The organism is Pseudomonas sp. LFM046 (genome assembly GCF_000949385.2).
Taxonomy (GTDB): Bacteria; Pseudomonadota; Gammaproteobacteria; order Pseudomonadales; family Pseudomonadaceae; genus Metapseudomonas.
Map to the genome: position 1 here is coordinate 588,364 of NZ_JYKO02000001.1, position 24,937 is coordinate 613,300.

Genomic DNA, 24,937 nt, shown 5'->3' on the forward strand with positions numbered 1-24,937 from the left:
AATGAAATCCTTAATTTTTTTGGCGTATGTTGTGCTGCTAATTTTTTCGGTCCATGTGAACGCGGAGAGGTTTGAAGTTAGATGTTTCACCTCCCTGAAAAATGACGGGACGCCAATTAATATTAAGTTCTCTACAATGTTTGTAGCTTCAGATGGGTACAGAATTGGATATGTTGTGTACGAGAAGCCAAATAAACCAATACTTCTGTATTATTCGGGTAGAACTGAAAGAGTGTTTGAGGAAGATAGGCCATTTGAAGTCACGACGAAATGGAAGGAAATAATAGAGGGGAAGCCTGCTGGCGAGTATACGATTATTTCTCAGGGGGCGATTGTTTATGGTTTTTCGTATAAAACGAAAGCTGGAGAAGTTTTTGATTTTTCTTATAACTCAAAAGCTACTCACGCAGGTCAAGGAGGATGTAACTGGAACGGCGGCCTATGAGTGGCGGGGTTACTAAGTCAGTACTCTTGTATGTTTCGGGTGAGCCTGAAAGCTTTTTGAAGCAGGCCGGCCGGTTGTGGCTAAAACAAAATATCAAGAAATACTAATCTGAAGTCCGACTGGCAGGTTTTTGGTTGTCATTGAGGGGGCGTTTATGGTTCTTCATATGTGTCGAACTCTGGAAAGGTTTTTGAGTTTAACTACAACTCAAAGGCCGCTGATATGGCGCGAGGGGAGTGTAATTGGTGCGGCGAATAACTAGTGACTGGTAAACCTTAAAAAGTTCTAATGAATTTGGATTTTAATGTGGGATTTAAATTTTCATGCTGGAAGTAAAAATGTATTTAAGGTTAAAGTCCGGTGGGCGTTGTTGTTTTGGTGCTCGGCAGTTCTAGGGTGCGAAGATGGCCCAGATATCGAAGAATGCTTAAGAGAATTTCATGCAGACACTGAGTTAGCATTGAATGAACAATACAAGCTGGCCACGTTGAGCGTCCCTAAAGGGAAAAGGGAAAGCTTAAGATTAGTGGAGAGTGCTTGGGTCGATTACCGGCAGGATGTTTGCGGGAACTTAAATGACCTAGATCGCTTGGGGTGCGAGTCCTCACTAAATAATCAGCGTTCGCAAGAGCTTTTTATGATAGTGAGACGAAGTGCGCCAAGCATTGGTAGGGGGGTTATTGATTTACTTTCCCAAGGCGCTCGCATTAGCGATCAGGCGGCTCTGGATTTAATTGCAAAGCACAGAATCCAGGCCGGGCCGTGGGAGGTTTATGCCGGAAAACACTGTGAGTTCAGGTCAGGCGTAGTCGCAGAGCCAGTTATTGACTGCAAGATCAGACTGATAATGAGTAATTGGAGCGGGTTCTGAGGTGAAAGGAATCATTCGAATTGGTGACAAAACCACTGGCGGCGGCACTGTTATTTCGGGCTCTGCTGTCATGAAGTTTCATGGAATTGGCGTGGCGCGCGTCGGCGATGCGGTCAGTTGTCCGATTCCCGGCCATGGTCCGACGGTTGTCGCCGAGGGGCATCCGGTGTTCAAGGACCACGGCGTGCCGGTTGCCTTTCATGGCCATCGCTGCGCTTGCGGCTGTGTGCTTTTGACCTCGCTACCCGAAGCGACTGCGAGCTGAGCATGCCGGTCAGGTTGGATAAGGTTCCCGCGGCCTTGGATGAGCCGTCGACGCCTCGTGTCTGGTTGTGGGGACTGTCGTTGCCGGCGCTCATGGCGCTGGGGGTAGTGCTGGCGCTTTGGTTGGGGCCGGATGCGCTGACGCAGTACTCGCTGCACTTCTGGTGGTGGGCGCTGGGGGCACCCGTGCTCGTCTGGTGTGGCGCGGTTTTTTGGCGTGGACTGCTTTATCTCGGCCAACTGAGTGTCGTGGAAGGCTGGAACGAGGCGCGTGAAGTGGACCTGACGCAGCGGATGCGCCGAGGGCGGCGTTCGCAGCAGGTATTGGCCGTCAGCTTGCAGACGGCCCTGCGCGCTCCAGAAGCGGATGGTCAGGCACAGCGGATTTCCTTGCTGGCGAAGAATGGTGGGGCCTTGCGTACGCAAGCAGGCTGGCGTGGCCAGCAGCGACGCCATAGTCGATTGCCCTGGCTGGAGCATGAGAATGAGCACCAGTTGTTGCAGCGTGTGCTGTCGACCCTGTTGGGGGAGTTGGCGGATACGCTCGCTGCATTTCCCCCCGAAGTCCCCGTGTCGCTGTTGCTGGAAATGAACAGTGAGCTATCGAGCGAGCTCATGGATCGGCTGTGGCGGGAGTCCTTGGAGCAGTCGGGTATCCGTCAGGCAATAACGCGGATCGATGGCAGTGGCTTGGCGGCTATCGATCACTGGCTGGACCAGCGTATTCGGGACCGGGCGCTGCTTCTGGTGGTGGCGATTCAGGTCGCACCGCCGGTGCTGGAGGGGGCTGCCGAGGCCGCCGTAGGGCTGCTGTTCGGTAATCGCCTGACGCAGGATGTCTTGCCGCCCAGGGCCTACCTGCACCGCCCTGAACGGGCGCGCGAGCGGACTCCAGCGGGCGCGCTGACGGCTGCTTTCCAAGCCCTGGATTGGGTGCCGTTGCCGGGCACCTCGATCGGACGAGTCTGGATCACTGGAGCCGATGCGGCGCATGGCGCTGTGATTACGACCGTGATGGAGAAGGCTTCATTGCCTGCACAGGCTTCCCATGACTTGGGTGAACTCCTGGGTAATCCCGGCAATGCCGCGCCTTGGGTCGCTATTGCTGCAGCGGTGGAGGCGACGGCGAGCGAGGCGGTGCCGCATTTCATTTTCAGTGTTGATCGTGAAGAAGACGTGGGTTTGTGGTGTTCGGTCGTGATGCCGGCCGAGGCACCTGGGGAGTAGGGAACTTCGATGCGCACCGTGACTATTTGGGGACTGATCGGCCTGGTGGCCGTGGTGGGTGGTGGGATTTGTCTGCTGCTTTGGTGGTGGCCGGATCTTGTGGATGTCAGCCCGGGAAGTGATCGGCAGGAGATCGCGTTGTGGTTGACGTCGGGACTCTCGCTGTCGTTGGTAGCCCTGCTGGTGGCGTATTGGCAGATGGGGCGCAAGATCGGGCAATCGGGTTACCGGGAGCAGTTGGGAGACGATAGGCCAGCCACCTCTGCTCCGGCTTTGGATGGCATGGGCACCGATACCGTCATGGGTGAACTGCGCCAACACCTGCGCGACACCATCGCCTTCTTCTGGCGCCGTAAGGTCCGCCTGCTGCTGGTGGTCGGCGAGCCCGAGCAGATCGAGGCGATTGCCCCGGGGTTAGCTGCCCAGCAATGGCTGGAAGACGAGGGCACCGTCCTGCTCTGGGGCGGCAGTGTGCAGGAGTCGCTGAACGAGGCGCTGATCGAGCAGTGGCGCCTGCTGTGCCCGCGCCGCCCGCTGGACGGCATCGTCTGGGCGCTGAGCCCGGCGCAGAGCGCCGACCCCGAGCACCTGGGCAACGGGGTGCGTCGGCTGCACGCGCTGACGCGACGGTTGCGCTGGCAGGCCCCGGTGCACCTCTGGGAGGTCCGCGACAGCGCATGGGAACAGGCCGCTCGCCCGGTCGAGGCGGTGGGGTGCCGCTTGGCGCCGCGCGCCAGCGTGGCGCAACTGGAAGACAGCCTGGCCCGCCTGGCGCGACCGCTGCGCGAAGGAGGGCTGGCGCAGATGCAGCGCGATCACCGCCACGACTTCCTGCTGCGCCTCGCCCGCGATCTGCACGCCGAAGGCATCGCGCGCTGGACGCACGCCCTGGCGCCCCTGCTGCAAGCCGGGGGTGTGGCGCTGCGCGGGCTGTGGTTCAGCCTGCCGCTGCGGGTGCCCCAGGGCGGGCTGGCGCACGCCTGGTCGGTGGAGCCGGCCTGGCGCGGCGTGCTGGGCGACGGCGCCCTGGGCGGCCGTCCCCACGGCTGGACGCTGCCGCGCGCCGGCGTGGCGCTGCTGCTCGGGCTGATGGCCGTGTGGGGGCTCGGCCTGTTGCTGTCTTTCGTCAGCAACCGCGCGCAGATCGCCGAGCTGCAGACGACGCTGGCGCGCCTCGACCAGCCGCGCGAGGGCGACGACCAACTGCGCGCGCTCAACGAACTGGTCCACGAACTGGACCGCCTCGGCTACCGCGCCGAGCACGGCGTGCCCTGGTACCAGCGGTTTGGCCTGAGCCAGAACGACGGCCTGCTGGACGCCCTCTGGCCGCGCTTCATCGCGGCCAACCACCGGCTGCTGCGCGACCCGGCGGCGGCCCACCTCGAGGCCGAACTGGCGGCGCTGGTCCGCCTGCCGCCGGGCGATCCGCAACGCGCCGCGCGTGCGGCCGAGGCCTACAACCAGCTCAAGGCCTACCTGATGATGGCCCACCCGGAGAAGGTTGACGCGGCGTTCCTGGCCCGTACCCTCGGCGCCGTCGAAGCGGACCGCGCACACGTGAGCACTGGTGTCTGGCAGGGCCTTGCACCCAACCTCTGGCGCTTCTATGCCGACCACCTGGCGGCCCACCCTGACTGGCGCATCGACGCCGACCCGACGCTGGTGGCGCAGGCCCGTCAGGTACTGCTCGGCCAACTGGGCCAGCGCAACGGCGAAAGCGCCCTCTACCAGCGCGTGCTCGACGTCGCGGCGAACAACTACCCACCCCTGGGCCTGCGGCAGATGGTCGGTGATACCGACGCCCTGGCGCTGTTCACCACTGAGGCCGAGGTGCCCGGCGTCTTCACCCGCCAGGCCTGGGAAGGTCAGGTGCGCCAGGCCATCGACGCCATCGCGCAGGCGCGCCGCGAAGACATCGACTGGGTGCTGAGCGACGACCCGGCCCAGGTCGCCGCCGACCTGACCCCGGACGTCCTGCGCGAACGCCTCACCGCGCGCTACTTCCAGGACTATGGCAGCGCCTGGCTCGAGGTCCTCAACAGCCTGCGCTGGCAGCCGGCCGCCAGCCTCGCCGATGCCATCGACCAATTCACCCTGATGACCGACATCCGCCAGTCGCCCCTCATCGCCCTGATGAACACCCTGGCCTACCAGGGCCGGGCCGGCGCGCGCGGCCAGGCCCTGGGCGATTCCCTGCTGCAGTCCGCGCAGCAGCTCATCGGCCAGGCCCCGGTGCCGGGGATCGACCCTCAGGCCGAAGGGCCGCGCCGCCCGCTGGACGACAGCTTCGGCCCGCTGCTGGCCCTGCTCGGCCAGGGCGCGGAAGCCAAGGGGCGCGACGGCAGCCTGAGCCTGCAGGCCTTCCTCACCCGCGTCACCCGCGTGCGCCTGAAGCTCCAGCAAGTGAGCAACGCCGCCGACCCGCAGGCCATGACCCAGGCCCTGGCGCAAACCGTGTTCCAGGGCAAGAGCGTCGACCTCACCGACACCCAAGCCTATGGCAGCCTGATCGCCGCCAGTCTCGGCGCGGAGTGGGGCGGCTTCGGCCGCGCGCTCTTCGTCCAGCCGCTGGAGCAGGCCTGGCAGCGCGTCCTGCAACCCTCCGCGGCCGGGCTCAACCGCCACTGGCAGCGCGCCATCGTCAGCCCCTGGGACAGTGCCTTCGCCGGGCGCTATCCCTTCGCCGCCACCGCCAGCGATGCCTCGTTGCCCATGCTCGGCCAGATGATCCGCGCCGACAGCGGGCGCATCGATCAATTCCTGGCGCAACAACTGGGCGGCGTATTGCGCAAGGAAGGCCACCGCTGGGTGGCCGACACCCGCCAGAGCCAGGGGCTGCGCTTCAACCCCGTGTTCTTCGAGGCGGTCAACCAGCTCGGCGCGCTGGCCGACGTGCTCTACACCGACGGCGGCATGGGCATCGGCTTTGACCTGCGGGCCAAACCGGTGCGCGATGTGGTGCAGACCACCCTCATCCTCGATGGCGCGCGCCTGGAGTACTTCAACCAACTGGAAAGCTGGCAACGCTTCGGCTGGCCCAGCCTCCGCGACCACCCCGGCGCGCGCCTGAGCTGGACCAGCGTCAGGACCGGCGAGCGGCTGTTCGGCGACTACCCCGGCACCTGGGGGCTGATCCGCCTGCTGGAGCAGGCCCGGGTCACCCCGCTGGACGACGGCGCAAGCCACTACCGGCTGGTCCTCACGGCGCCCGATGGCCTGGGGCTGACCTGGCACCTGCGCACCGAACTGGGCGCGGGCCCGCTGGCCCTGCTGCAACTGCGCGGCTTCAAGTTGCCGGCACAGATCTTCCTCGAATGACGTGTCATCCTCGCCGCGTGTTCTTATAGGAACCGCACCCGGCGGGCAGTGGCACGACAAAAAGCCCGGTCCCTCTGCAGGACCGGGCTTTTTTACGAGAGGTGAGGGCCGACGGCCGCCCCCGCTTTCACTCAGCTGGACTGGGGCATCTCGCCGCGGGCGAGGCGCTTGTTGATGTCGTCGATCACCGCCGGCAGATCGGCGATGGTGTCGATCAGGTAGTGCGGGCGGGAGGCTTCGAACATCTGGCCGATGCGCGCGCGTTCCTGGTCCAGCTTGTCCTTCGGCAGGGCCTTGAACTGTTCGTAGGTCAGGCCGAGGGCGTTGCCCGAGCAGGTCAGGGCCACGGTCCACATGCCGGCGCTGCGGCCTTCGAGGATGCCCGGCCAGGTGTCGTCGACCTTCACGCAGGCGGCGACGTCGTCGATGCCGAGGGTGATCACGTTGGCCAGGGCCTGCGCCGGGTGCGGACGGCCGTTGGGCACTTCGTCGGTGGCGACGACGTGGTCCGGGGTGTAGCCGTTCTCGCGGGCCAGTTCCACCACCTTGGCCATCACCACCGCCGGGTAGCCGGAGCAGGTGCCGATCTTCAGGCCCTTGTCGCGCAGGGTGGCGATGGCGTCGAGGGCGCCGGGGATCAGCGCCGAGTGCAGGCCGATCTTCTCGATCTGCAGCGGCATGAAGCGCTCGTAGATGGCGGTGACGTCGTCATCGGTGGGCAGGCGGCCGAAGGCGGCGCGGTAGCGTTCGGCGATGGCCGGGATGTCGCAGAGGGTGCGGATGTGGTCCCACTTGCCCATGCCCATCGGGCCACGGGCTTCTTCCAGGGAGACGGCGACGCCGAACTCGGCGAAGGCCTCGACGAAGATCTGGGTCGGTGCGAAGGAACCGAAGTCGACGACGGTGCCGGCCCAGTCGAGGATCGCGGCTTGAAGCTGAGTGGGTTGCTTGTATTGCATGGTGATGGCTCCAGCGGATTGCAGTTCGGGTAAGGGAATTCAGGTCTTGGCCCCGGCCATGGCCGGTTGACCGGTCGCCGGGACGCCTTCCGGCGTTTTCAGGGTTTGCGGGCGGCTGTTCCAGAAGGGCATCAGCATCAGGCTGGCCAGCAGCGCCGTGGCGGTGAAGATGAGGAACACGGTGGTGGTGTCGAAGTAGCCCGGCAGCAGGCCGCCGAGGATGGCGCCCACCGAGCCGCAGCCGTTGACGAAGCCCGCGGCGGTGCCGGCGGCTTCCTGGGTACCGAAATCGATGGCGGCCGAGCCACTGATCATCGAGTCCGGCCCGTAGAGGGTCATGCCCATCATGAACAGCAGGCCCACTACCAGGTACAGGCTGCCGCTCTGCATGGTCGGTACGAACAGCGCCAGGCTGACCGTGAGCGCCACCAGGCTGAGGACGCAAGCCGGCATGCGGCGGGAGCCGAACAGCTTGTCCGAGGCGATGCCGATGAGAATAGGGCCCACCAGGCCAGCCACTTCGAAGGCCGTGGGAACGATGGCCGAAGCCACCTTGCCGATGGCGGGCATGCGTTCGTAGACGATCACCGGGCCCCACAGGAGGATGGCGTAGCGCGCGGGCTTCAGCAGGAAGTAGGCCATGCCCAGCACCAGCACCGTACGGTTTTTCAGCACCTTGCGCAGCGCGTTCCAGTGCCCCTCGCGCGGTGCGTCGGCCTTCTGATCCTGGGGCTCCACTTCCACCGGCGGCAGGCCGACGTCTTGCGGGCGGTTGCGTTGCAGCAGGAAGAACAGCGCGGCTACCCCCAGCACCACGACGGCGGAGGAGATGAACGCCATGCGCCAGTCGTGGGACACCTCATAGGCCCACCAGCCGGCGAAGGGCGTGGCCACCAGGCCGCCGAAGGCGTAGCAGGTGCTCCAGTAACCCAGCACCTGGCCGCGTTCGCGGGTGGAGAAGAAGCTGCCGATGTTCTTGCACAGGCCCGACCAGCCGGTGGACTGGGCCAGGCCCTGGATCAGCATGCAGGTGACGAAGAGCGGCAGGGTGGCGAAGCTGCCCATGGCGATGGCCGCGAGCGCTGAGATCACCAGGCCGCCGAGGACTACCACGCGCGGGCCGAAACGGTCAGCGAAGATGCCCCAGGTGAACTGGCCCACGGCATAGGCGGCCAGGTAGAGGGCGTCGAGGTTGGCCATCGTGGCCTTGTCGAGTTCGAAGCTCGGGTCTTCGCCGATGCCGAGTTTGGCGACGGAGAAGGCTTTGCGGGTGAAGTAGAAGGCGGCGTAGGCCAGCCAGGTGATGATGAAGATCTGAACGCGCCAGCGCTGGAGGGATTTCCAGCCGGTTGCGAAGGCACCTGCGTTGTTGTTCATGGTTCTGACCCCGTATGGGTATGCCGGACAGTGCAACTAGGGAGGTTGTTTTTGTTTTCAGTACTGCTGGGCTGTCTAAACGCACGACCTTGGTCAGACGGCAGAGGTCGTGACGTCAGGCTGGTGAGTGAGGTTCGGCGCTAGTCTTGGCTCCTGCCCGGCGCGGCCGAGCGGCTGATTTACTACAGAGATGTTGCAGAAAGAGGTCACCTCGCCACGGTCCCGCACCCGCTGCGGGACCGCCTCAGGACGGTGAGGTGACCTTGAATGGGCCTGCCCTTCGACCGGGGTGGCCGTGTTAGACGCTTTGCTCCATTTCCACGCCCATCACCTCCAGGGTGTCGGCGATGGCGGCCAGCAACTGACGAACGATGTGCTCGTCGATCTGCCCGATGCAGCCGATGCGGAAGCTCTCGGCGACGGTCAGCTTGCCGGGGTAGATGATGAAGTTGCGGGCCTTCAGCTCCTCGTAGAAGCGCTTGAACTCGAAGTTCGGGTGTTCCGGGCTGAAGAAGGTGGTGATGATCGGCGACAGCCACTGGTCTTCCAGCAGGGTCTTGAAGCCGATCTCGCGCATGCCGGCGACCAGTACGTCGCGGTTGCGGCTGTAGCGTGCCAGGCGACCCAGTACGCCACCTTCGGCGGCGTGCTGTTCCAGCGCCGTGCGGAAGGCCACCACGCTGTGGGTCGGCGGGGTGAAGCGCCACTGGCCGGTGCGTTCCATGTAGAGCCACTGCTCGTAGATATCCAGTGCCAGGGAATGGGCGCGGCCCTTGGCGGCTTCCAGCACCGAGCGGCGGATGATCACGAAGCCGAAGCCGGGGATGCCTTCGATGCATTTGTTGGCCGAGGACACCAGCACGTCGAAGGCCACTTCGTTGATGGTCAGCGGCACGGCACCGAAGGAGCTCATGGCGTCGACGATCAGGCTCTTGCCATGGGCCTTCACCACGTCGGCGATCTGGCGCAGCGGGTTGAGGATGCCGGAGCTGGTCTCGCAGTGGACCAGGAAGACGTTGGTGACGTCCGGGTTGGCCTTCAGCAGGGCGTCCACTTCACCGGGTTGCGGCGGCAGGTAGTCGCCCTTGTCCAGGGTGATGTAGGCGCGGCCCAGGTAGTCCAGGGTCTTGGCGGCGCGCTGGCCGTAGGCGCCGTTCATCAGGATCAGGCACTTGCCGTCGCGGGGGATGGCGGTGGCGAGGGCGGCCTCTACCGAGAAGCTGCCGCTGCCCTGCAGGGGGACGCAGGCGAAGCTGTCGTCGTGCACGCCGGCCATGGCGAGCAGTTCCTGGCGAACTTCGGCGGTGACCAGGTTGAAGGCGCCGTCCCACGAGCCCCAGTCACGCAGCATGGCTTCTTTGGTGGCCTTGGAGGTGGTCAGTGGACCGGGGGTCAGCAGGTAGGGCTCGCCGAGGGCCGGGGCGGCCAGCGGCTGGGTAGAGGTGGGGAATTCGGCTTTGGTCATGATCGTCTCCAGCGTCTTTGTTCTGGTGAGGGCGCGTTGCGATGGAGAGATAAAACCAATTCCCTAGAAATAACGAAAATCGATTTATAGTATTTCAAAAATAAGTTCTGCTTATTTATTGAGGATCAGGGAGATGGCGGTTTCCCAGGCGCAGCTCAAGGCCTTCCACGCCGTGGCGGTGCACGGCAATTTCACCCGCGCGGCCGAGGCGTTGTTCCTCAGCCAGCCGGCGGTTTCCGACCAGGTGCGCAAGCTGGAGGAGCGCTTCGGCATCCTTCTGTTCCACCGCAACAAGCGTTCCGTGCAACTGACCGACCTGGGTGAGCGCCTGCTGGCCATTACCCAGCGGCTGTTCGCCGCCGAGGCCGAGGCCCATGAGCTGTTGTCCACTTCGCGAGCGCTGGAAACCGGCAGCCTGACCCTGGCGGTGGACTCGCCGGTGCACCTGATGGCGCACATCGCGCGCTTCTGCGAGCGTTACCCGGGCATTCGCGTGAGCCTGGTGACCGGCAACAGCGACGAGTGCCTGCGCCGGTTGCAGGAGTACAAGGCGGACTTCGCCCTGCTGGGGCGGGCGGTGGAGGATGACGGGCTGATCACCCACGAGCTCAGCAGTGCGCCTCTGGTGGCCTTCGTGGCGCGCAGCCATCCCTGGGCCAGCCGCAAATCCATTGCCCTTGCCGACCTCGTCGAGATGCCCATGGTGTTGCGTGAACGCGGCTCCATGACCCGCCAGATCCTGGAGGACGAAATGCAGCGTGCCGGCCTCCCCATCCGCCCTGCCATCGAAGTGGAGGGCCGCGAGGCCACCTTCGAGATGGTCGCCGCGGGCCTCGGCGTCGGCTTCGTTTCCGCCGCCGAGGTGGGCGCCAGCGCCAACGTCCACGTGCTGCCCATTCGCGATTGCCAGCAGCGCATGACCGAAACCCTGGTGTGCCTGCGCGAGCAGGGCGCTCGGCGGATTATCGAGGCGTTCCTGGAAACGGTCCGGGGGCGTCGCGCCTAGGCCTGGCGGCGGCGCTGGACGGGGTCGAGCCTGCCCTGGAAGGCGGCGCGCAGGTCCTCCGTGGGCGGCGGCGTGAAGCGCAGCCGGGCGAACAGTCCGGTCAGGTGCCGGCTCATCAGCTCGCTGGCTTGTTCCGCATTGCCTGCCGCCAGGGCATCCACCACGGCCTGGTGTTCGTCGCAGGCGGCCTCGCTGTAGGCGCGGCTCCGGCTCAGGGCGATGCTCAGTGCGGCGCGGCGCAGCAGCTTGGCGAGGAAGTCCGCCAGCCAGGGGTTGCCGGCGTGCTCGGCCAGGCGCAGATGGAAGCGGTTCGCCTGGCCGATCAGGCCTGCGTGGTCGCCGGCGGCCAGGCACTGCCGCTGGCGTTCGACCAGGGCGCGCAGTTCTTCCAGTTGCCCACTCGTGAGGCGATTGCCGATCAGGCGGATGGCCTGGGACTCGATCATCAGGCGCGCTTCCAGCAGCTCGCGGGCGTGCCGCTCGCTGGGGCGAGCGATGGAGGCGACCTGGTTCGGCGCCAGTTCCACCGCGCCTTCCTCGGCCAGGCGGGTGAGGGCGCGCTGCACGGTGCCGGTGCTGACGCTGAAGATGCGGCCGAGGGTCTCCTTGCTCAGCCGGGTGCTGGGCGCCAGGCGGCGGTCGAGGATCGCCGTGTAGAGGGCTTCGTAGACCAGGTGCCCGGCAGAGCGTGGTTCGCTGCCGGTGCGGGAAATCGTGAAGTTGGTGTCGTGCATGGTCCCACCTCGCATCGCGTGAAGTGTCGACTGGGTGGCCCCTGTTCCGGGGGCCGTGCGGGGGAGGCGCGCAGGTGCGCGCCGTGTCAGGTCTCTGGCAAACGCAGGTCGATGTTCAGCCGCACGCCCTCATTGAGGATGTGCTGGCGCATCGCCCGGCTGGCTTGTTCGCTGTCATGGCGGCGAATGGCGCGCAGGATGGTTTCGTGTTCTTCGAGCACCTTCTCGGCATGCTCCGGACTGTGCAGCACCGTGCCCTCGCTCTGCTCCAGGGCCGTGCCGATCTGCCGGGACACGCTGAGGAAGATGGGGTTGGAGGTGATCGCCACCAGCTTCCGGTGAAAGGCCGAATAGGCGCTCGCCAGGGCCGTGGGATTGCGATCCTCCACCGCCTCGCGCATGTCCAGCACCAGCAGGCGCAGCTGGCTGAGGGCGTTGTCGTCCACTGTCTGTGCCACCAGGCCGACGATGAAAGGCTCCAGGGCATAACGCAGTTGCAGCACGTCCCCGGTGGTCGCGGCGCTCGGCACGGAGACTTCGGCCAGCGGCTGTCCGCGACGCTCCAGCACCATCACGCCCTTGCCCGGCAGCGAGCGGACCACGCCGAGGGTTTCCAGCACGGTGATGGCCTCGCGCAGGCTCGGGCGGCTGATCTCCAGCTGCTCGGCCAGTTCCCGCTGCCCCGGCAGCATCTGGCCGGCGGCCCAGCGCCCCTGCTCGATGGGTTCGAGCAGCTTCTGCACGATCGAGTTGACCAGTTTGGATGACGAGAACATTGAACCTCCCTAATGGTTGGAATCCGCCGTGGCGCCCCGGAAAGGGCGCCAGCCGTTGTCAGGCATCCGTTTTCCCCGGTCTGACCAGTTGTGTGCGCAGCTGCATGGAACCATCGTCCGCGCCGCCGCCGGCGAGCACGTCCTGGGTGCGTTGCAGGTCGATGTCGTTTTCCCAGCGGGCGATGGTGACGGTGGCGACGCAATTGCCGATGAGGTTGGTCAGGGCCCGGCCGATGCCCATGAACCAGTCGACCGAGAGTACCAGCACCAGGCCAGCAGCGGGGATGGCCGGCACGGCGGTGAGGGTGGCGGCGAGGATCACCAGGGCCGAGCCCGGAATACCGTGGGCGCCCTTGGAGGTGACCAGGGACACCAGCAGGATGGTCAGCAGGTCACCCGGCGACAGCGGTGTGCCGGTGGCGTGGGCGATGAACACCACGGCCAGGGTCAGGTAGATGGAGAAGCCGTCGAGGTTGAAGGAGTAGCCGGTGGGGATCACCAGGCCCACAGTGGAACTGCGGATGCCCAGGCGTTCGAGCTTGCGCATCACCTGCGGCAACACGGCGTCGGACGAGGCGGTGCCGACGACGATCAGCAGTTCCTCACGGAAGTAGCGCAGAAACGGCAGCAAGGGTACGCCGCACAGGCGCAGCACACCGCCGAGGACCACCAGGACGAAGAGCGCGCAGGTCAGGTAGAAGACCGCGACCAGGGCGCCCAGATGGCTCAGGGACTCCAGCCCGTAGCGACTGGTGGTGAAGGCCACCGCGCCGAACACGCCGATCGGGGCCAGGCGCACGATCATGCCCATGATGCGGAAGATCACGTGGCTGACTTCGCCGATCAGTCGGGAGACGCCGCTGGCCTGCTCGCCAACCAGATTCAGGGCGCTGCCGAACAGCACGGCGAACAGCAGAACCTGGAGAATGTTGTTTTCGGCGAAGGCGCTGAATACCGATGTGGGGATCAGGCCGAGGATGAACTCCACCGGGCCATGCAGGTGCGAAGTGCCCGAGCTGTAAGCCGCCGCATCCTTGCCGGACAGGCTGGAGAGATCGATGTTGGCGCCGTCGCCCAGGCCCATGCCGTAGGCCACGGCGAGGCCGAGGACGAGGGCGATGGTGGTCAGCACCTCGAAGTAGATCACCGACTTCAGGCCGATGCGCCCGACCTTCTTCAGGTCTCCCGCGCCGGAAATCCCGTTGACCACCACGCAGAAGACGATCAGGGCGATGAGCATCTTGATCAGCTTGATGAAGCCGTCGCCCAGGGGTTTCAGTTGGGAGGAGAGTTCGGGCAGTCCGACGCCGAACAGCACGCCGATCACCAGGCCAATCACGACTTGCAGAAATATCGAGCGGGAGCAGAGCTTGAAGAGCATTGCGGGAGTCTCCGTTCGGTGCATTCGTGCGGTCCCGGTTCGGGGCAGGGCATGAACGCTTTTGTTGTTGTGGTATTACCGGTCAGACCAGTTCAGCCTATTGCCAATCCCCGCACCTTGGCAAGTGCCGATTGTCCTGGTGTCGCGAAAAGGATTTTCCGGAGGGCCGTGCTCGATCTTTTCCACTGCTTCGAGGTCCAACGCTGGCCGGTAGCGACCATGGGGTCCGCCGGGCCGCTGTGCTAACCTGCGACAAGTTTTTCCCGGGCCGGGGCGGCCCGTTTCAGAGGTCATCCATGCATATCCACATCCTCGGCATCTGCGGCACCTTCATGGGTTCGCTGGCGGTGCTGGCCAAGGAACTTGGCCACCGTGTCACCGGCTCCGACGCCAATGTCTACCCGCCCATGAGCACCCAGTTGGAGGCGCAGGGGATCGAGCTGATGCAGGGCTACGAGCCCGCCCACCTGGAGCCGGCACCGGACCTGGTGGTGATCGGCAACGCCCTGTCCCGTGGCAACCCCGCGGTGGAGCATGTGCTGAACAAGGGCCTGCCGTACGTGTCCGGCCCGCAGTGGCTGGCGGACCATGTGCTGCAGGGCCGCTGGGTGCTGGCCGTAGCCGGTACGCATGGCAAGACCACCACCACCAGCATGCTGGCCTGGGTGCTGGAACATGCCGGCATGAGCCCGGGTTTCCTCATCGGCGGCGTGCCGCAGAACTTCGGTGTGTCCGCGCGTCTGGGCGGCACGCCGTTCTTCGTGGTGGAGGCGGATGAGTACGACAGCGCCTTCTTCGACAAGCGCTCCAAGTTCGTCCACTACCGTCCGCGCACCGCGATCCTGAACAATCTGGAATTCGACCACGCGGACATCTTCCCCGACCTCGCGGCTATCGAGCGGCAGTTCCACCACCTGGTGCGGACCATTCCGGGTGAGGGGCTGATCATCCATCCCACTTCTGAGACTGCGCTCAAGCGCGTGCTGGAGATGGGCTGCTGGACCCCGGTGCAGACCACTGGTGAAGGCGGCCAATGGCAGTCGCGCCTGCTGGCCGAGGATGGCTCGCGCTTCGAGGTGCTGTTCGAAGGCCAACCGGCGGGCACCGTGGAGTGGGAACTGACCGGTCAGCACAACGTCGCCAACGCCCTGGCCACCCTGGCCGCTGCTCGCCACGTGGGCGTGGTGCCGGAGCTGGGTGTCGCCGCCCTGTCCGCCTTCAAGAGCGTCAAGCGCCGCATGGAGAAGGTCGCCGAAGTGAAGGGCGTCACCATCTATGACGACTTCGCTCACCACCCGACCGCCATCGCCACCACCCTCGACGGCCTGCGCAAGCGCGTGGGCGATGCGCCCGTGGTGGCGGTGATCGAACCGCGCTCCAACTCGATGAAACTCGGCGCCCACCGCGACGGCCTGCCGGATTCGGTGAAGCTGGCCGACCAGGTGTTCTGGTACGCGCCGCCGAACCTCGGCTGGGACCTGGCCGCCACCGCCACCGCCTGCCCGGTGCCGGCGCAGGTCTGCAGCTCGCTGGAAAGCATCATTGCGGAAGTGAAAGCCCTGGCCCGTCCGGGCACCCAGGTGGTGATCATGAGCAATGGTGGTTTCGGCGGCCTGCACGGCAAGTTGGCCAAGGCCCTGGAAGAGTAAGGAGCAGGCCATGACCGGACCTTCCCGCATCACCCTGGCGATGACCGGTGCGTCGGGCGCCCAGTACGGTCTGCGCCTGCTGGACTGCCTGATCCAGGAAGACCGCGAGGTGCACTTCCTGATCTCCAAGGCGGCTCAGTTGGTGATGGCCACAGAGACTGAAGTCACCCTGCCGACCAAGCCCCAGGCGATGCAGGCCTTCCTCAGCGAGTACACCGGTGCCGCGCCGGGGCAGATCCGCTGCTACGGCAAGGAAGACTGGATGTCCCCGGTGGCCTCCGGCTCCGGTGCGCCGGCTGCCATGGTGGTGGTGCCCTGTTCCACCGGCACGCTGTCGGCCATTGCCACCGGCGCCTGCAACAACCTGATCGAGCGCGCTGCCGACGTGACCCTGAAGGAACGTCGCCAACTGATCCTGGTGCCGCGCGAGGCGCCGTACTCCAGCATCCACCTGGAAAACATGCTCAAGCTTTCCAACCTGGGCGCTGTGATCGTGCCGGCCTCACCGGGCTTCTATCACCAGCCGCAGACCATCGACGATCTGGTGGACTTCGTGGTGGCGCGCATCCTCAATCTGCTGGACATTCCCCAGGACATGCTGCCGCGTTGGGGCGAGCATCATCAGGGCGTCGATGACTAAACGACTGGCTGCTGGACTGCTGGCGCTTTCCCTTCTGCAGGGCTGCGCCAGTGTCGTCACCCTCAATGCGGCCAAGCCGGGGGCGCCGATCATCTATTCCGGTACGCAACTGGACTGGTATTCCATGAATGGCGGCTGCTGCCCCATGGACAAGTTCGGCGCTGAACCACCGCGTTACCCGGCCATCGACCTGCCGGCCAGTGCCTTGCTCGATACGCTGTTGCTGCCCTTTGCGGTGGCGGCGGAACTGGGTGTGGGGTTGGGGGTTCGGGGCGGGTATTGAGCTGATCGTCAGTCTGTAGGGGCGAATGAATTCGCCCCTACAGACTGACGCTTTCAGCCGGGCTCCTGGCACACATCCACCCACCGGGCTTCGACCAGATCGGCCATGCGCTCCGGGGCGATGCGCACTGCGCTGTGGACGGCGCCGGCGGCCGGCACCACTTCATCGAAAGCCTGCAGGGAGCGGTCGCAGTAGACCGCCAGCGGCGTCGCCAGGCCGAATGGGCAGACGCCGCCCACCGGGTGGCTGGTCAGGGATTCCACGGTTTCCGCATCCAGCATCCTGGCCTTGGCGCCGAAGGTCTCCTTGAACTTGCGGTTGTCGATGCGGGCGTCGCCCCGCGCTACCACCAGCACGGCGTCGTCGCCGACGCGGAAGGCCAGCGTCTTGGCAATGCGACCGGGCTCCACGCCGTGGGCTTCGGCGGCCAGGACCACGGTGGCGGTGCTGGTTTCCAGCTCGATGATGTCGATTTCAGGTGCCTTCCTGGCGAAGAAGGCACGTACCGATTCAAGGCTCATGGTCATTCTCCCTGGCAAAGGCCGAATCCTTGTCTGTCGGCCTTCTCGGCGTCAACCGTGTTCAGTGGGTCAGGCTTCGCACGTCGGCGAGGCTGTCGGCGAGCCCGTAACGGCCCTTGGCATCACGTACGACGCGGCCCATGGCGATGGCTGGATCGTGGGTGAAAACCAGCCGTCCATTGCGGGCCAGCAGGTCGGCCAGCAGGGCTTCCTTCTCTTCGATCAGGCCTTCGGGGAAGCGGTCGTAACCCATGGTGATGGGCAGGTGAACCCAAGGCGCGCCGGGAATCAGATCGCCGCTGAACAGCACCGGGCCGTCAGGCATCTCCACTTCCGGCAGCATCTGGCCGGGCGTGTGGCCGTCGCTCCAGTGGAAGCGCCAGCCTTCGCCGAGGGTGGCGCTATGGCTGCCTTCCTCGATCAGCTCCAGGCGGCCGCTGGTTTCCAGGAGCTCGATCAGTTCGGGGATATAGGAAGCCCGGTCGCGCGGGTGGGGCTTGCACGCCCGCTCCCACTGGCGGCGGCCGGTGATGAAGCGCGCCCTGGGGAACAGCAGGCGCGGCGGCTGGCCGTCTTCCCAGGGGGCGAGCAGGCCACCGGCGTGGTCGAAGTGCAGGTGGGTGAGCACTACGACATCGATATCGGTATCGCTGAGGCCCGCTTCGGCCAGGCTGTCCAGCAGCACGTGATGCGCTTCCTGGACGCCGAAACGCTGCTTGAGCTCGGGGGAGAAGAAGGCGCCGATGCCGGTCTCCACCAAGACGTTGCGGCCCGGTTCCCGGACCAGCAGGGCACGGCAGCCGAGGTCGATGCGGTGCAGTTCGTCCGGCGTCATCCAGCGCTCCCAGAGGGCGCGGGGAGCATTGCCGAACATGGCGCCGCCGTCGAGTTTCTGGCTGTTGCCGAGCAGGGTGGTGAGGGTACGCATGGCTGGGTTTCGTAGTGGAAAGCGAAGCGGCAAGGCTAACCCTTGCCCGCCACGCTGCCCAGCCCCGGTTATCAGCGCCCCAGACGGCGCAGGTCGTCGGATTCGATGATCCGCACGCCGTCCTGCTCCTCCAGCGCCAGGCGCCAGAGGGCACGGGCCAGGGTGCAGACGTTAATGCCGCGGTACTTGCCCGGCACCCAGCGCATCACCAATGAGGCCAGGCGTTCGCCCAGCCGGAATTCACTGCGCGGGCCCATCAGCAGGGAGGGGCGGGCGATGGTCAGTTGGGGCCAGTCCATGGCTTTCAGGGCTTCTTCCATTTCACCCTTGACCCGGTTGTAGAAGATCGACGACCCGCGATCGGCGCCCAGGGCGCTGAGCACGATGAAGTGTCGGGCCCCCAGCTCCCGCGCGCGGCGGGCGAAGGCCAGGACCAGGTCCAGGTCCACTGCGCGGAAAGCCTCCTGGGACCCCGCCTGGCGGATGGTGCTGCCCAGGCAGCAGAAGGCGACGTCGACCCGGCCTTGCAGGTCGGGCAGCAGATCGCCGACCGGGCCGACGGGGTTCTGCAGGTGGGGATGCTCGGCCAGGGGGCGGCGTGTCGGGGCCAGTACCTTGGCCACGGTGGGCTCGTTGAGCAGTCGGTCGAGCAGGTGCTCGCCGGTCAGTCCAGTGGCGCCGGCGAGCAGTATGTGCTGGGGCGTCAGATGCATATTGTTTCTCCGCTGATACACGCTGAGCTTAGTGGCTGCGAGCAGTTTTGTCGGCGCTTGCGGCGCTTTGCGCGGTCAGGGCCTGTTCGGCCTGATGTTCGCGCAGTTCATGCCAGCGGGTGGTAACGGCTTTCGGGGCCCAGATCTGCGGCTCGGACGCTTCGAAGTCATCGGCTTTCTCCCGCTCGGCGACCTTTTCCTTGGCAATGCTGAAGGCCCGTTCCAGGTCGTCGGTTTCACTGAAGGCGTCGGCGAACAGCGCCCGCCCGAAATAGGTGAAGTCATTCTCTTCGGAGCAGCCGAAGGACACCCGATCAGAGCGGGCAGCGGTCATGATCAGGGTCTTGTCATCCTTCAGCGGCGGAATGAAGCCGCCGGAGTAGCAGGCGGAGATCACCAGTACCTTGTACCTGTCCTTGAGCGGCGCGAGCAGGTCGGCCAGCTCCCGGGCCGGGAGGTGGCCCAATTGCAGGCCGGGTTGCTCCAGGGCCAGCTCGTGGGTCGGCGAGCCGTGGCTGGTCAGGTAGATGAACACCAGGTCCTCCGGGCCACTGCGTTTGGCGATGGCCTGGACTGCACGGGACAGGCTTTCGCGGGTGGCCAGGGGGCGGTCGGCCATGTGCTCGCGATGGTTGACCAGGGTGATCTGGCCGTGGGCGCGGAAGCGCTCGGCCAGGAGTTTCGAGACGTAATCCGCTTCGCGCAGGAACACGCTCTGGCGGCCGTCGCCGGCCAAGGCGATGGTGTAGAGCTCCACGTCCGGAGTCGATGCCGGCACCGCGTTCAGCGCCTGTTCGAGCAGGTAGCCCTGGGCGAGCAGGCCCAGCTCCAGCGGGTTGGCCAGGGCCTTACCCTGTTCATCACGAATGCGCGTGCCGTCCTGCCAGACGCCGGCTTCGCGTTTGCCGTCGGGCAGGGTCAGGGTGCCGGTGCCGCTGTACAGGCCATCACTGAAAGAGCCTTCGTAGCGGCTCCCGTCGGCCTGGGACAGTTTGCCCTTGCCCTGGTAGCGCCACTGCTTGAATTGGCCCAGGTAGTGGCTGCCGTCAGCTCCGACGAACTCACCCTTGCCGACCAGGCTGCCTTCCTTGAAGTCGCCGCTCCAGACATCACCGTCGGCACTGGTGTAGCGGCCCTTGCCCTCGAACAGGCTGTTCTTGAATTCGCCGATGTAGTGGGAGCCGTCCTGGCCCTGGTAGGCGCCCTGGCCATTCAGCTGGCCATCATGGAAGCGGCCGCTGTAGCGGTTGCCGGCCTCGTCGGTGCGCACGCCTTCGCCTTCCGGCCTGCCGTTGCGGAAGAGGCCCTGATAATTGCTGCCGTCGGGCCATTCGAGGCTGCCGAATCCCTGGTACTTGTCGTTGCGGAACTGCCCGCGGTAGGTCACGCCACCCTGGCTCAGGGTACCTTCGCCGTCGAACTGGTTGTGGGCGAAGCCGCCTTCGTAGGAGGTGCCGTTGCCATAGCGGAGTTGGCCCTGGCCGTGGAACAGACCGGCCTGGAATTCGCCGATGTAGACCAGTCCGTTGGGGCCGTGCCACTCGCCTTTCCCTTCAGGCTGACCGTCCTTGAACTGGCCTTCGAACCAGGTCCCGTTGTTGTAATCCAGCCGGCCCGGTCCCTGCAGCAGGCCGTCCACCAACTCCCCGCGATAGCGGGAGCCATCGGGTAGCCGCGCATCCGGCGGGGTCAGAGGTTCGCCTTCGCCGCAGGCCACAAGGAGCAGGGCGAGGGTCAGGGGCAGAAGGGGCTTCATCGGGCGTCCTTGGTTAGCGTCTGCCCTTCAGTTTGGCGCAAAAAAGCCCGCTGCTGCGGGCTTTTTTGCCACCGGGTCGCGGCTTAGACGAAGCAGAGGCTCAGGGACTCGGCGATATAGGCGGGCTTTTGCTGGCCTTCGATTTCCAGGGTGCAGAGGGCCTTGATCAGCCACTGGCCGGGGTTCTTCTCGTTGACGTCGATGACCTTCACGGCCAGGCGCACGCGGGAATCAACCTTGACCGGCTGGATGAAGCGCACGGTGTCGAGGCCGTAGTTGACCACCATCTTCGCGCCTTCGGGCAGGACCAGCAGGCCGTCTATGAGTTTCGGGATGAGCGACAGGCTGAGGAAGCCGTGGGCGATGGTGGAGCCGAAGGGCGTCTGCTTGGCGCGCTCCGGATCGACATGGATGAACTGGTGGTCGCCGGTGCATTCGGCGAACTGATTGATGCGCTGCTGATCGATGGTCACCCAGTCCGAGTGCCCCAACTCCTTGCCGACGTAGTTCTTCAGTTCCGCTACTGGTACGAACGCCATACGTCATCCTCCGTGGATGCAGTGTTGTAGTTTTTCTAATCAGGGGGCCTTGCCCCACTGTTGCGTGCAGGGCGTAGATCAGCACGCCGGGCGAGGCGGGTCAATATGCCATGGCCCCTGCGAATGGCGGGTTATAGGGGGACGGTGGGCGTGCCTATAATGCCCCGGTCCCGGCCGAGGCCCGGCGGGCGGACCTACCCGTGGAGATTTTCATGCTGTTGCGCGGACTGACCTGGCTGGTGCTGTTCCAGCTGATCGGTAGCGGGCTCAATGCCCTGTTCCTGTCCATGCTGCCCGGGCCCATCATCGGCCTGGTGCTGCTGTTCCTCTACCTGCTGGCCCGTGGCGAGGTGAGCGAGCCGCTGAGCCTGGCCGCCAGCAGCCTGCTGCGCTATCTGCCGTTGCTGCTGGTGCCGCCGGCGGTGGGCGTGATGGTCTATGCCCAGGACATCTGGGCGGACTTCTGGGCCATCGCCGGCGCCCTGGTGCTGTCCCTGCTGGTTGCCTTCGTCTTTTCCGGCTGGTTGATGCAGAAGCTCATCGATCGCCAGCCGCCACGGGGGGAGGAACCATGAGCCTCGACTGGCAAGCCGCCATTGCGGCGGTGGTGCACCATCCCCTGTTCGGCTTCGGCGTGACCCTCGCCGGGTATCAGCTCGCACTCGCGGCCTACGAGAAGACCCGCTGGGTATTCCTGCAGCCGGTGCTGCTGTCCATGCTGCTGCTGATCGGCGTGCTCATGGCCTTCGGCATCAGCTACCAGGAGTACCGCCAGAGCACGCAGCTGCTGACCGTTTTCCTCGGTCCCGCCACTGTCGCCCTGGCGGTGCCGCTATTCCTCAATCTGCGGCGGATTCGCCAGCTGTTCTGGCCCACGCTGCTGACGCTGGTGTTCGGCGGCCTCTTCGCTACGCTGTCGGTAGCACTGCTGGGCTGGTGGTTCGGCACCGAACACATGGTGCTGATGACGCTGTTGCCGAAGTCGGTGACCTCGCCCATCGCGATGCTGGTGGCCGAGCAACTCGGCGGCGTGGCGGCCCTGGCGGCGGTGTTCGTGCTGATCACCGGCGTGCTTGGGGCCATACTGGGGCCGGAGTTGCTGCGCCGTTGCGGCGTGCACCATCCGGCCGCCCAAGGCATGGCCCTGGGGCTCACGGCCCATGCGGTGGGCACTGCGCGGGCCCTGCAGGAAGGCGAGGAGTGCGGTGCCTTCGCCGCGCTGGCCATGAGCCTGATGGGCGTCGCCACCGCAGTGCTGCTGCCGCTCGCCGTTGCCATGATTGCTTGAGGTCGATGCATGAAGTTGCCGTTGTTTCCCCTCAATACCGTGCTGTTCCCGGGCTGCACCCTGGACCTGCAGATATTCGAGGCACGCTACCTGGACATGATCGGACGCTGCATGAAGCAGGGCGAAGGTTTCGGCGTGGTCTGCATCCTCGAAGGCCAGGAAGTGGGCGAGGCCGCCAACCGTTTCGCCGCCATCGGTTGCGAAGCGCTGATCCGCGACTGGCAGCAGCGCCCCAATGGCCTCCTGGGCATTCGTGTGGAAGGCGGGCGACGTTTCCACGTCAGCTCGGCGGAGGTCCTGCGCGACCAACTGACCCTGGCCGATGTGGACTGGCTGAGCGATGAGCCCGAGCGACCGCTGCGTCCGGAGCATGCCGACCTTGCGGCGCTGCTCAACGCCCTGGCCGAGCATCCCATGGTCCAGGGCCTGGGCATGGGTGGCGAAGTGGACGGGCAGCAGGCCCTGGCCAATCAGTTGGCCTATCTGCTGCCGTTCGACCTGAAGGAGAAGCTGCATCTGCTGACGCTGGCCGATCCCGATGAGCGCCTGACGTTCCTCCAGGGGCTGCTGGATCAGCTTCAGGGCGAATCCATCGCCTGAGGCTCCGCAGAGCCTTCACATCCCAACGCCTATCCGCACCGCGCCGGGCGGGACCGCGTCCTGCATGGCGAATGAATTCGCCCCCGCAGGACTTCAACTAGTAGCTGTAGCGCGCCAGGGCTTCAGGCAAGGCCCAGGTGGCGATGCCGCCGAGCAGGGCCAGGCAGGCCGGCAGGATCAGCAGCCACACCCTGGGGGCCATGGCCGTGAGGGGGGCTGCACGCTGCATCAGGACCAGGCCGGTTGACGCGATACCACCAGCCAGCAGACCGCCGGCCAGAATGTCGGTGGGCCAGTGCACGCCGAGGTAGACCCGCGACAGGGCGATGGCCAGGGCCGGCAGACAGGCCAGCAGCAGCCAGGTCAGGCGCTGGCGCCCCGGCTGGCCGCGCCCGGCGAGGATGCCCAGCACCAGGAAGAAGGCAAAGGCCGCCGAACTGTGGCCGCTGGGGAAACTGTAGGTGGTCAGCGGTTCGGTGAGCACATCCGGGCGTGCCCGTGCGAAGAAGTTCTTGAGTCCGCTGTTGGCCAGGGCGGTGACCACCAGTGTGCCAATCGCGAAGCAGGCGGCGCGCCACTGGCGCAGCACCAGCAGCAAGGCACCGAGCAGGGCGCCGGCGAGGAGTTGGGTGGTGAAATCCCCCAGGCGAGTGACCAATACCATCACGTGGTCGAAGCTGGGGTGGCGTTGTTCCTGGACCAGTGTCATCAGGCCCTGATCCAGGGCCTGCAGATGCGGCCAGCCGACCAACAGCGCGCCCAGCGCCGCCAGGCAGAGGCCGGCCGACAGCGGGTTGGCCCAGCGCTTCTCGCGCAGGGTGCTGTGGATGATCAGGCCGAGCATGCCCACCACGACCACGATGACCACACCGGCCTCGCGCCAGAAGCCTTCTGGCAGCGGCAGGCGCAGCGCCGCGCCGGTGGCCCAGCCCGGGACGAGGTAGGCCACTGCCCAGCCGGCGGCGGCCAGCATGCTCACGGCAACGAAGCGGGGGAAGGGCATGTCCAGCATGCCGGCCACCATCGGCAGCATCGGCCGCAGCGGACCGATGTAACGGCCCACCAGCAGGCTGGCGACGCCGTAGCGCTGGAAGTAATTCTCCGCGCCGCTGATCCATTCCGGATGGTCCCGTAGCAGCGGCAGGCGGCGGATGTTCTGGTGGAAGCGCCGGCCCAGCCCGTAGGAAATCAGGTCTCCCAATAATCCGCCGGTGTAGGCCAGGAGCAGGGTTTCCCAGAGCTCCAGGGCGCCGCTGCCGGCCATCACGCCGACGGCGAAGAGCAGCGCCACGCCCGGCACCACGATGCCGGCGATGGCCAGGCATTCGATGCAGGCGATCAGGAAGATGGCCAGGCCCAGCCACTCCGGGTTGGCGCCTAGCCAGGCGGTGGCCTGGTCGAACCATTGACTCATGGCTGGGTGTCCTCGATCAGCTGGTAGTCGCGCCCTTCGAGCTGCCCGCGGCGCAGCGGGTTGCGCGTGCAGTGGCGGGCATAGGCGGCATCGACGAAGCGGTAGGGCAGGTGTTCATCACGGCCGTGGGGGATGCCCAGGCGCGCGGTCTGGATGATGGTGCGCGGCCGCTCGCCGACGTCTTCGACGAACAGCTGCTGCCAGTCGAAGCGTTGGCCGTCCCAGTCCGGCACCTTGAGGCCGAGGGATTTGCACAGCAGGGTCTGGCCGGCGCAGAGCCGTTCGGCAGGGCGCGGTTCACCCTTGGCGTCCGGGTTGTTGCGCTGCATGGCCGCCAGGGACTCCTCCGGGGAGATGGCATCCACCCAGGGGTGCCCGGACTTGATCAGCACGGCATTGCCGGCACCGTGGGCACTGAAATTCAGCGAATCGCCGCCCCGGGCGTAATACATGTAGATGTGCCCGCCATCGAGGAACAGCGCCCGGCGCTTGTGGGTGTAACCGAGGGACGCGTGGCTGCCCTTGTCCACCAGGTAATAGGCCTCGGTTTCGATGATGCGTGCCGACAGCCAGCGTCCGTCAATGCGGTGGCGGATCACCTTGCCCAGCAGTTCCCGCGCCACCTGTTGGGCATCGCGGTCGAAGAAGTCGTCCGCCAGGGGGCGGGCGCCGGGCCAGGGCAAACTTAGGATGGGATCGCGGGACATGGGGCTGTTGCAGGGTTCCGGCTGGGAATAGGCTGGCGATTATACGGACACGATGATTAGTCGAAGCTGAATGCCT

Annotated in this window: 24 protein-coding genes; 11 read left to right on the forward strand and 13 right to left on the reverse strand. The window is 65.5% G+C overall.

What is annotated here, in order from left to right; genetic code table 11:
* Nucleotide 1 precedes the first annotated feature (1 nt).
* From TQ98_RS27530 to TQ98_RS02815, 4 genes are all read left to right on the forward strand, one after another.
* Nucleotides 2–445, forward strand: coding sequence for a hypothetical protein (locus tag TQ98_RS27530; protein ID WP_146035982.1), 444 nt, complete (start codon nt 2–4; stop codon nt 443–445).
* A gap of 872 nt (nt 446–1,317) precedes the next feature.
* Nucleotides 1,318–1,581, forward strand: a complete 264-nt coding sequence (locus TQ98_RS02805; protein ID WP_082073194.1) for a PAAR domain-containing protein — start codon at nt 1,318–1,320, stop codon at nt 1,579–1,581.
* Nucleotides 1,582–1,583: 2 nt separating this feature from the next.
* Nucleotides 1,584–2,807 (forward strand): hypothetical protein, encoded by a 1,224-nt coding sequence (locus TQ98_RS02810; RefSeq protein WP_044872360.1) that lies wholly within the window; start codon nt 1,584–1,586, stop codon nt 2,805–2,807.
* 282 nt (nt 2,808–3,089) lie between these two features.
* The gene (locus tag TQ98_RS02815) at nt 3,090–6,125 is read left to right on the forward strand and encodes an ImcF-related family protein (protein WP_242443183.1); all 3,036 of its coding nucleotides are present in this window, start codon (nt 3,090–3,092) and stop codon (nt 6,123–6,125) included.
* 131 nt (nt 6,126–6,256) lie between these two features.
* Here the strand turns inward: TQ98_RS02815 and phnX are convergent, their stop codons facing one another.
* The 3 genes from phnX to TQ98_RS02830 form a co-directional block, all read right to left on the reverse strand.
* Nucleotides 6,257–7,084 carry a phosphonoacetaldehyde hydrolase gene (gene phnX, locus TQ98_RS02820; RefSeq protein WP_044872329.1) on the reverse strand — a complete coding sequence of 276 codons (828 nt, stop codon included), beginning with the start codon at nt 7,082–7,084 and terminating at the stop codon, nt 6,257–6,259.
* Nucleotides 7,085–7,123: 39 nt separating this feature from the next.
* A complete protein-coding gene (locus TQ98_RS02825) occupies nt 7,124–8,461 on the reverse strand; it encodes an MFS transporter (protein ID WP_044872328.1) in 1,338 nt (445 codons plus the stop codon).
* A 298-nt stretch (nt 8,462–8,759) separates the two neighbouring features.
* The gene (locus tag TQ98_RS02830) at nt 8,760–9,926 is read right to left on the reverse strand and encodes a 2-aminoethylphosphonate--pyruvate transaminase (protein WP_044872327.1); all 1,167 of its coding nucleotides are present in this window, start codon (nt 9,924–9,926) and stop codon (nt 8,760–8,762) included.
* A 133-nt stretch (nt 9,927–10,059) separates the two neighbouring features.
* Between TQ98_RS02830 and TQ98_RS02835 the strand changes: the two genes are divergently transcribed.
* Nucleotides 10,060–10,932 (forward strand): LysR substrate-binding domain-containing protein, encoded by an 873-nt coding sequence (locus TQ98_RS02835; RefSeq protein WP_044872326.1) that lies wholly within the window; start codon nt 10,060–10,062, stop codon nt 10,930–10,932.
* Here TQ98_RS02835 and TQ98_RS02840 read toward each other — a convergent pair.
* The 3 genes from TQ98_RS02840 to TQ98_RS02850 all read right to left on the reverse strand — a co-directional run bounded on the left by TQ98_RS02840 (nt 10,929) and on the right by TQ98_RS02850 (nt 13,847).
* Nucleotides 10,929–11,666 (reverse strand): GntR family transcriptional regulator, encoded by a 738-nt coding sequence (locus tag TQ98_RS02840; protein WP_103102859.1) that lies wholly within the window; start codon nt 11,664–11,666, stop codon nt 10,929–10,931. The two genes, TQ98_RS02835 and TQ98_RS02840, sit on opposite strands and share 4 nt — an antisense overlap.
* Before the next feature lie 86 nt (nt 11,667–11,752).
* A complete protein-coding gene (locus TQ98_RS02845; RefSeq protein ID WP_044872323.1) occupies nt 11,753–12,442 on the reverse strand; it encodes a FadR/GntR family transcriptional regulator in 690 nt (229 codons plus the stop codon).
* A 58-nt stretch (nt 12,443–12,500) separates the two neighbouring features.
* Entirely contained in the window at nt 12,501–13,847 is a 1,347-nt protein-coding gene (locus TQ98_RS02850) for a C4-dicarboxylate transporter DctA (protein ID WP_242443034.1), read from the reverse strand.
* Nucleotides 13,848–14,119: 272 nt separating this feature from the next.
* Here TQ98_RS02850 and mpl point away from each other — a divergent pair, with 272 nt between their 5' ends.
* From mpl to TQ98_RS02865, 3 genes are read left to right on the forward strand one after another with little or no spacing between them, the layout of a single operon-like run.
* A complete protein-coding gene (gene mpl, locus TQ98_RS02855; protein ID WP_103102860.1) occupies nt 14,120–15,472 on the forward strand; it encodes a UDP-N-acetylmuramate:L-alanyl-gamma-D-glutamyl-meso-diaminopimelate ligase in 1,353 nt (450 codons plus the stop codon).
* Between the two features lie 10 nt (nt 15,473–15,482).
* Complete coding sequence (ubiX, locus tag TQ98_RS02860) at nt 15,483–16,112, forward strand: flavin prenyltransferase UbiX (RefSeq protein ID WP_044872319.1); 630 nt, start codon at nt 15,483–15,485, stop codon at nt 16,110–16,112.
* On the forward strand, nt 16,105–16,395 hold the full coding sequence (locus tag TQ98_RS02865; RefSeq protein WP_044872318.1) for a YceK/YidQ family lipoprotein: 291 nt from the start codon (nt 16,105–16,107) through the stop codon (nt 16,393–16,395). The genes ubiX and TQ98_RS02865 overlap by 8 nt, the downstream gene beginning before the upstream one ends.
* Before the next feature lie 53 nt (nt 16,396–16,448).
* Here TQ98_RS02865 and TQ98_RS02870 read toward each other — a convergent pair whose 3' ends face one another.
* The 5 genes from TQ98_RS02870 to TQ98_RS02890 all read right to left on the reverse strand — a co-directional run bounded on the left by TQ98_RS02870 (nt 16,449) and on the right by TQ98_RS02890 (nt 20,852).
* The gene (locus TQ98_RS02870) at nt 16,449–16,916 is read right to left on the reverse strand and encodes a YbaK/EbsC family protein (protein WP_044872317.1); all 468 of its coding nucleotides are present in this window, start codon (nt 16,914–16,916) and stop codon (nt 16,449–16,451) included.
* A gap of 61 nt (nt 16,917–16,977) precedes the next feature.
* On the reverse strand, nt 16,978–17,844 hold the full coding sequence (locus TQ98_RS02875) for an MBL fold metallo-hydrolase (protein WP_044872316.1): 867 nt from the start codon (nt 17,842–17,844) through the stop codon (nt 16,978–16,980).
* Nucleotides 17,845–17,915: 71 nt separating this feature from the next.
* Nucleotides 17,916–18,557: an oxidoreductase gene (locus tag TQ98_RS02880; RefSeq protein ID WP_044872315.1), complete on the reverse strand. Its 642-nt coding sequence runs from the start codon at nt 18,555–18,557 to the stop codon at nt 17,916–17,918.
* 28 nt (nt 18,558–18,585) lie between these two features.
* Nucleotides 18,586–20,313 carry a C13 family peptidase gene (locus TQ98_RS02885; RefSeq protein WP_044872314.1) on the reverse strand — a complete coding sequence of 576 codons (1,728 nt, stop codon included), beginning with the start codon at nt 20,311–20,313 and terminating at the stop codon, nt 18,586–18,588.
* An 83-nt stretch (nt 20,314–20,396) separates the two neighbouring features.
* Nucleotides 20,397–20,852 (reverse strand): MaoC family dehydratase, encoded by a 456-nt coding sequence (locus tag TQ98_RS02890; protein ID WP_044872313.1) that lies wholly within the window; start codon nt 20,850–20,852, stop codon nt 20,397–20,399.
* 212 nt (nt 20,853–21,064) lie between these two features.
* Between TQ98_RS02890 and TQ98_RS02895 the strand changes: the two genes are divergently transcribed.
* From TQ98_RS02895 to TQ98_RS02905, 3 genes are read left to right on the forward strand one after another with little or no spacing between them, the layout of a single operon-like run.
* Nucleotides 21,065–21,427 (forward strand): CidA/LrgA family protein, encoded by a 363-nt coding sequence (locus TQ98_RS02895; RefSeq protein ID WP_044872312.1) that lies wholly within the window; start codon nt 21,065–21,067, stop codon nt 21,425–21,427.
* Nucleotides 21,424–22,140, forward strand: a complete 717-nt coding sequence (locus TQ98_RS02900) for an LrgB family protein (RefSeq protein WP_044872311.1) — start codon at nt 21,424–21,426, stop codon at nt 22,138–22,140. Before TQ98_RS02895 ends, TQ98_RS02900 begins: the two co-directional genes overlap by 4 nt.
* Nucleotides 22,141–22,149: 9 nt before the next feature.
* On the forward strand, nt 22,150–22,740 hold the full coding sequence (locus TQ98_RS02905) for an LON peptidase substrate-binding domain-containing protein (protein WP_044872310.1): 591 nt from the start codon (nt 22,150–22,152) through the stop codon (nt 22,738–22,740).
* 97 nt (nt 22,741–22,837) lie between these two features.
* On the opposite strand, the gene TQ98_RS02910 is transcribed toward TQ98_RS02905, so the two are convergent.
* Both TQ98_RS02910 and TQ98_RS02915 read right to left on the reverse strand, forming a co-directional pair.
* A complete protein-coding gene (locus TQ98_RS02910; protein ID WP_044872309.1) occupies nt 22,838–24,154 on the reverse strand; it encodes a bifunctional DedA family/phosphatase PAP2 family protein in 1,317 nt (438 codons plus the stop codon).
* The gene (locus TQ98_RS02915) at nt 24,151–24,861 is read right to left on the reverse strand and encodes a DNA-3-methyladenine glycosylase (RefSeq protein WP_044872308.1); all 711 of its coding nucleotides are present in this window, start codon (nt 24,859–24,861) and stop codon (nt 24,151–24,153) included. The genes TQ98_RS02910 and TQ98_RS02915 overlap by 4 nt, the downstream gene beginning before the upstream one ends.
* Between the last annotated feature and the right edge of the window lie 76 nt (nt 24,862–24,937).

What these genes read in the sequence shown, in the direction of transcription:
- TQ98_RS02850 (WP_242443034.1), bottom strand. Translation starts at nt 13,847, where the DNA reads ATGCACCGAACGGAGACTCCCGCAATGCTCTTCAAGCTCTGCTCCCGC.
- TQ98_RS02875 (WP_044872316.1), bottom strand. Translation starts at nt 17,844, where the DNA reads ATGCGTACCCTCACCACCCTGCTCGGCAACAGCCAGAAACTCGACGGC.
- TQ98_RS02810 (WP_044872360.1), top strand. Translation starts at nt 1,584, where the DNA reads ATGCCGGTCAGGTTGGATAAGGTTCCCGCGGCCTTGGATGAGCCGTCG.
- TQ98_RS02880 (WP_044872315.1), bottom strand. Translation starts at nt 18,557, where the DNA reads ATGCATCTGACGCCCCAGCACATACTGCTCGCCGGCGCCACTGGACTG.
- TQ98_RS02840 (WP_103102859.1), bottom strand. Translation starts at nt 11,666, where the DNA reads ATGCACGACACCAACTTCACGATTTCCCGCACCGGCAGCGAACCACGC.
- TQ98_RS02885 (WP_044872314.1), bottom strand. Translation starts at nt 20,313, where the DNA reads ATGAAGCCCCTTCTGCCCCTGACCCTCGCCCTGCTCCTTGTGGCCTGC.
- TQ98_RS27530 (WP_146035982.1), top strand. Translation starts at nt 2, where the DNA reads ATGAAATCCTTAATTTTTTTGGCGTATGTTGTGCTGCTAATTTTTTCG.
- TQ98_RS02895 (WP_044872312.1), top strand. Translation starts at nt 21,065, where the DNA reads ATGCTGTTGCGCGGACTGACCTGGCTGGTGCTGTTCCAGCTGATCGGT.
- TQ98_RS02845 (WP_044872323.1), bottom strand. Translation starts at nt 12,442, where the DNA reads ATGTTCTCGTCATCCAAACTGGTCAACTCGATCGTGCAGAAGCTGCTC.
- TQ98_RS02870 (WP_044872317.1), bottom strand. Translation starts at nt 16,916, where the DNA reads ATGAGCCTTGAATCGGTACGTGCCTTCTTCGCCAGGAAGGCACCTGAA.
- TQ98_RS02900 (WP_044872311.1), top strand. Translation starts at nt 21,424, where the DNA reads ATGAGCCTCGACTGGCAAGCCGCCATTGCGGCGGTGGTGCACCATCCC.
- TQ98_RS02830 (WP_044872327.1), bottom strand. Translation starts at nt 9,926, where the DNA reads ATGACCAAAGCCGAATTCCCCACCTCTACCCAGCCGCTGGCCGCCCCG.
- TQ98_RS02865 (WP_044872318.1), top strand. Translation starts at nt 16,105, where the DNA reads ATGACTAAACGACTGGCTGCTGGACTGCTGGCGCTTTCCCTTCTGCAG.
- TQ98_RS02815 (WP_242443183.1), top strand. Translation starts at nt 3,090, where the DNA reads ATGGGCACCGATACCGTCATGGGTGAACTGCGCCAACACCTGCGCGAC.
- TQ98_RS02905 (WP_044872310.1), top strand. Translation starts at nt 22,150, where the DNA reads ATGAAGTTGCCGTTGTTTCCCCTCAATACCGTGCTGTTCCCGGGCTGC.
- TQ98_RS02915 (WP_044872308.1), bottom strand. Translation starts at nt 24,861, where the DNA reads ATGTCCCGCGATCCCATCCTAAGTTTGCCCTGGCCCGGCGCCCGCCCC.
- ubiX (WP_044872319.1), top strand. Translation starts at nt 15,483, where the DNA reads ATGACCGGACCTTCCCGCATCACCCTGGCGATGACCGGTGCGTCGGGC.
- TQ98_RS02890 (WP_044872313.1), bottom strand. Translation starts at nt 20,852, where the DNA reads ATGGCGTTCGTACCAGTAGCGGAACTGAAGAACTACGTCGGCAAGGAG.
- TQ98_RS02825 (WP_044872328.1), bottom strand. Translation starts at nt 8,461, where the DNA reads ATGAACAACAACGCAGGTGCCTTCGCAACCGGCTGGAAATCCCTCCAG.
- phnX (WP_044872329.1), bottom strand. Translation starts at nt 7,084, where the DNA reads ATGCAATACAAGCAACCCACTCAGCTTCAAGCCGCGATCCTCGACTGG.
- mpl (WP_103102860.1), top strand. Translation starts at nt 14,120, where the DNA reads ATGCATATCCACATCCTCGGCATCTGCGGCACCTTCATGGGTTCGCTG.
- TQ98_RS02835 (WP_044872326.1), top strand. Translation starts at nt 10,060, where the DNA reads ATGGCGGTTTCCCAGGCGCAGCTCAAGGCCTTCCACGCCGTGGCGGTG.
- TQ98_RS02910 (WP_044872309.1), bottom strand. Translation starts at nt 24,154, where the DNA reads ATGAGTCAATGGTTCGACCAGGCCACCGCCTGGCTAGGCGCCAACCCG.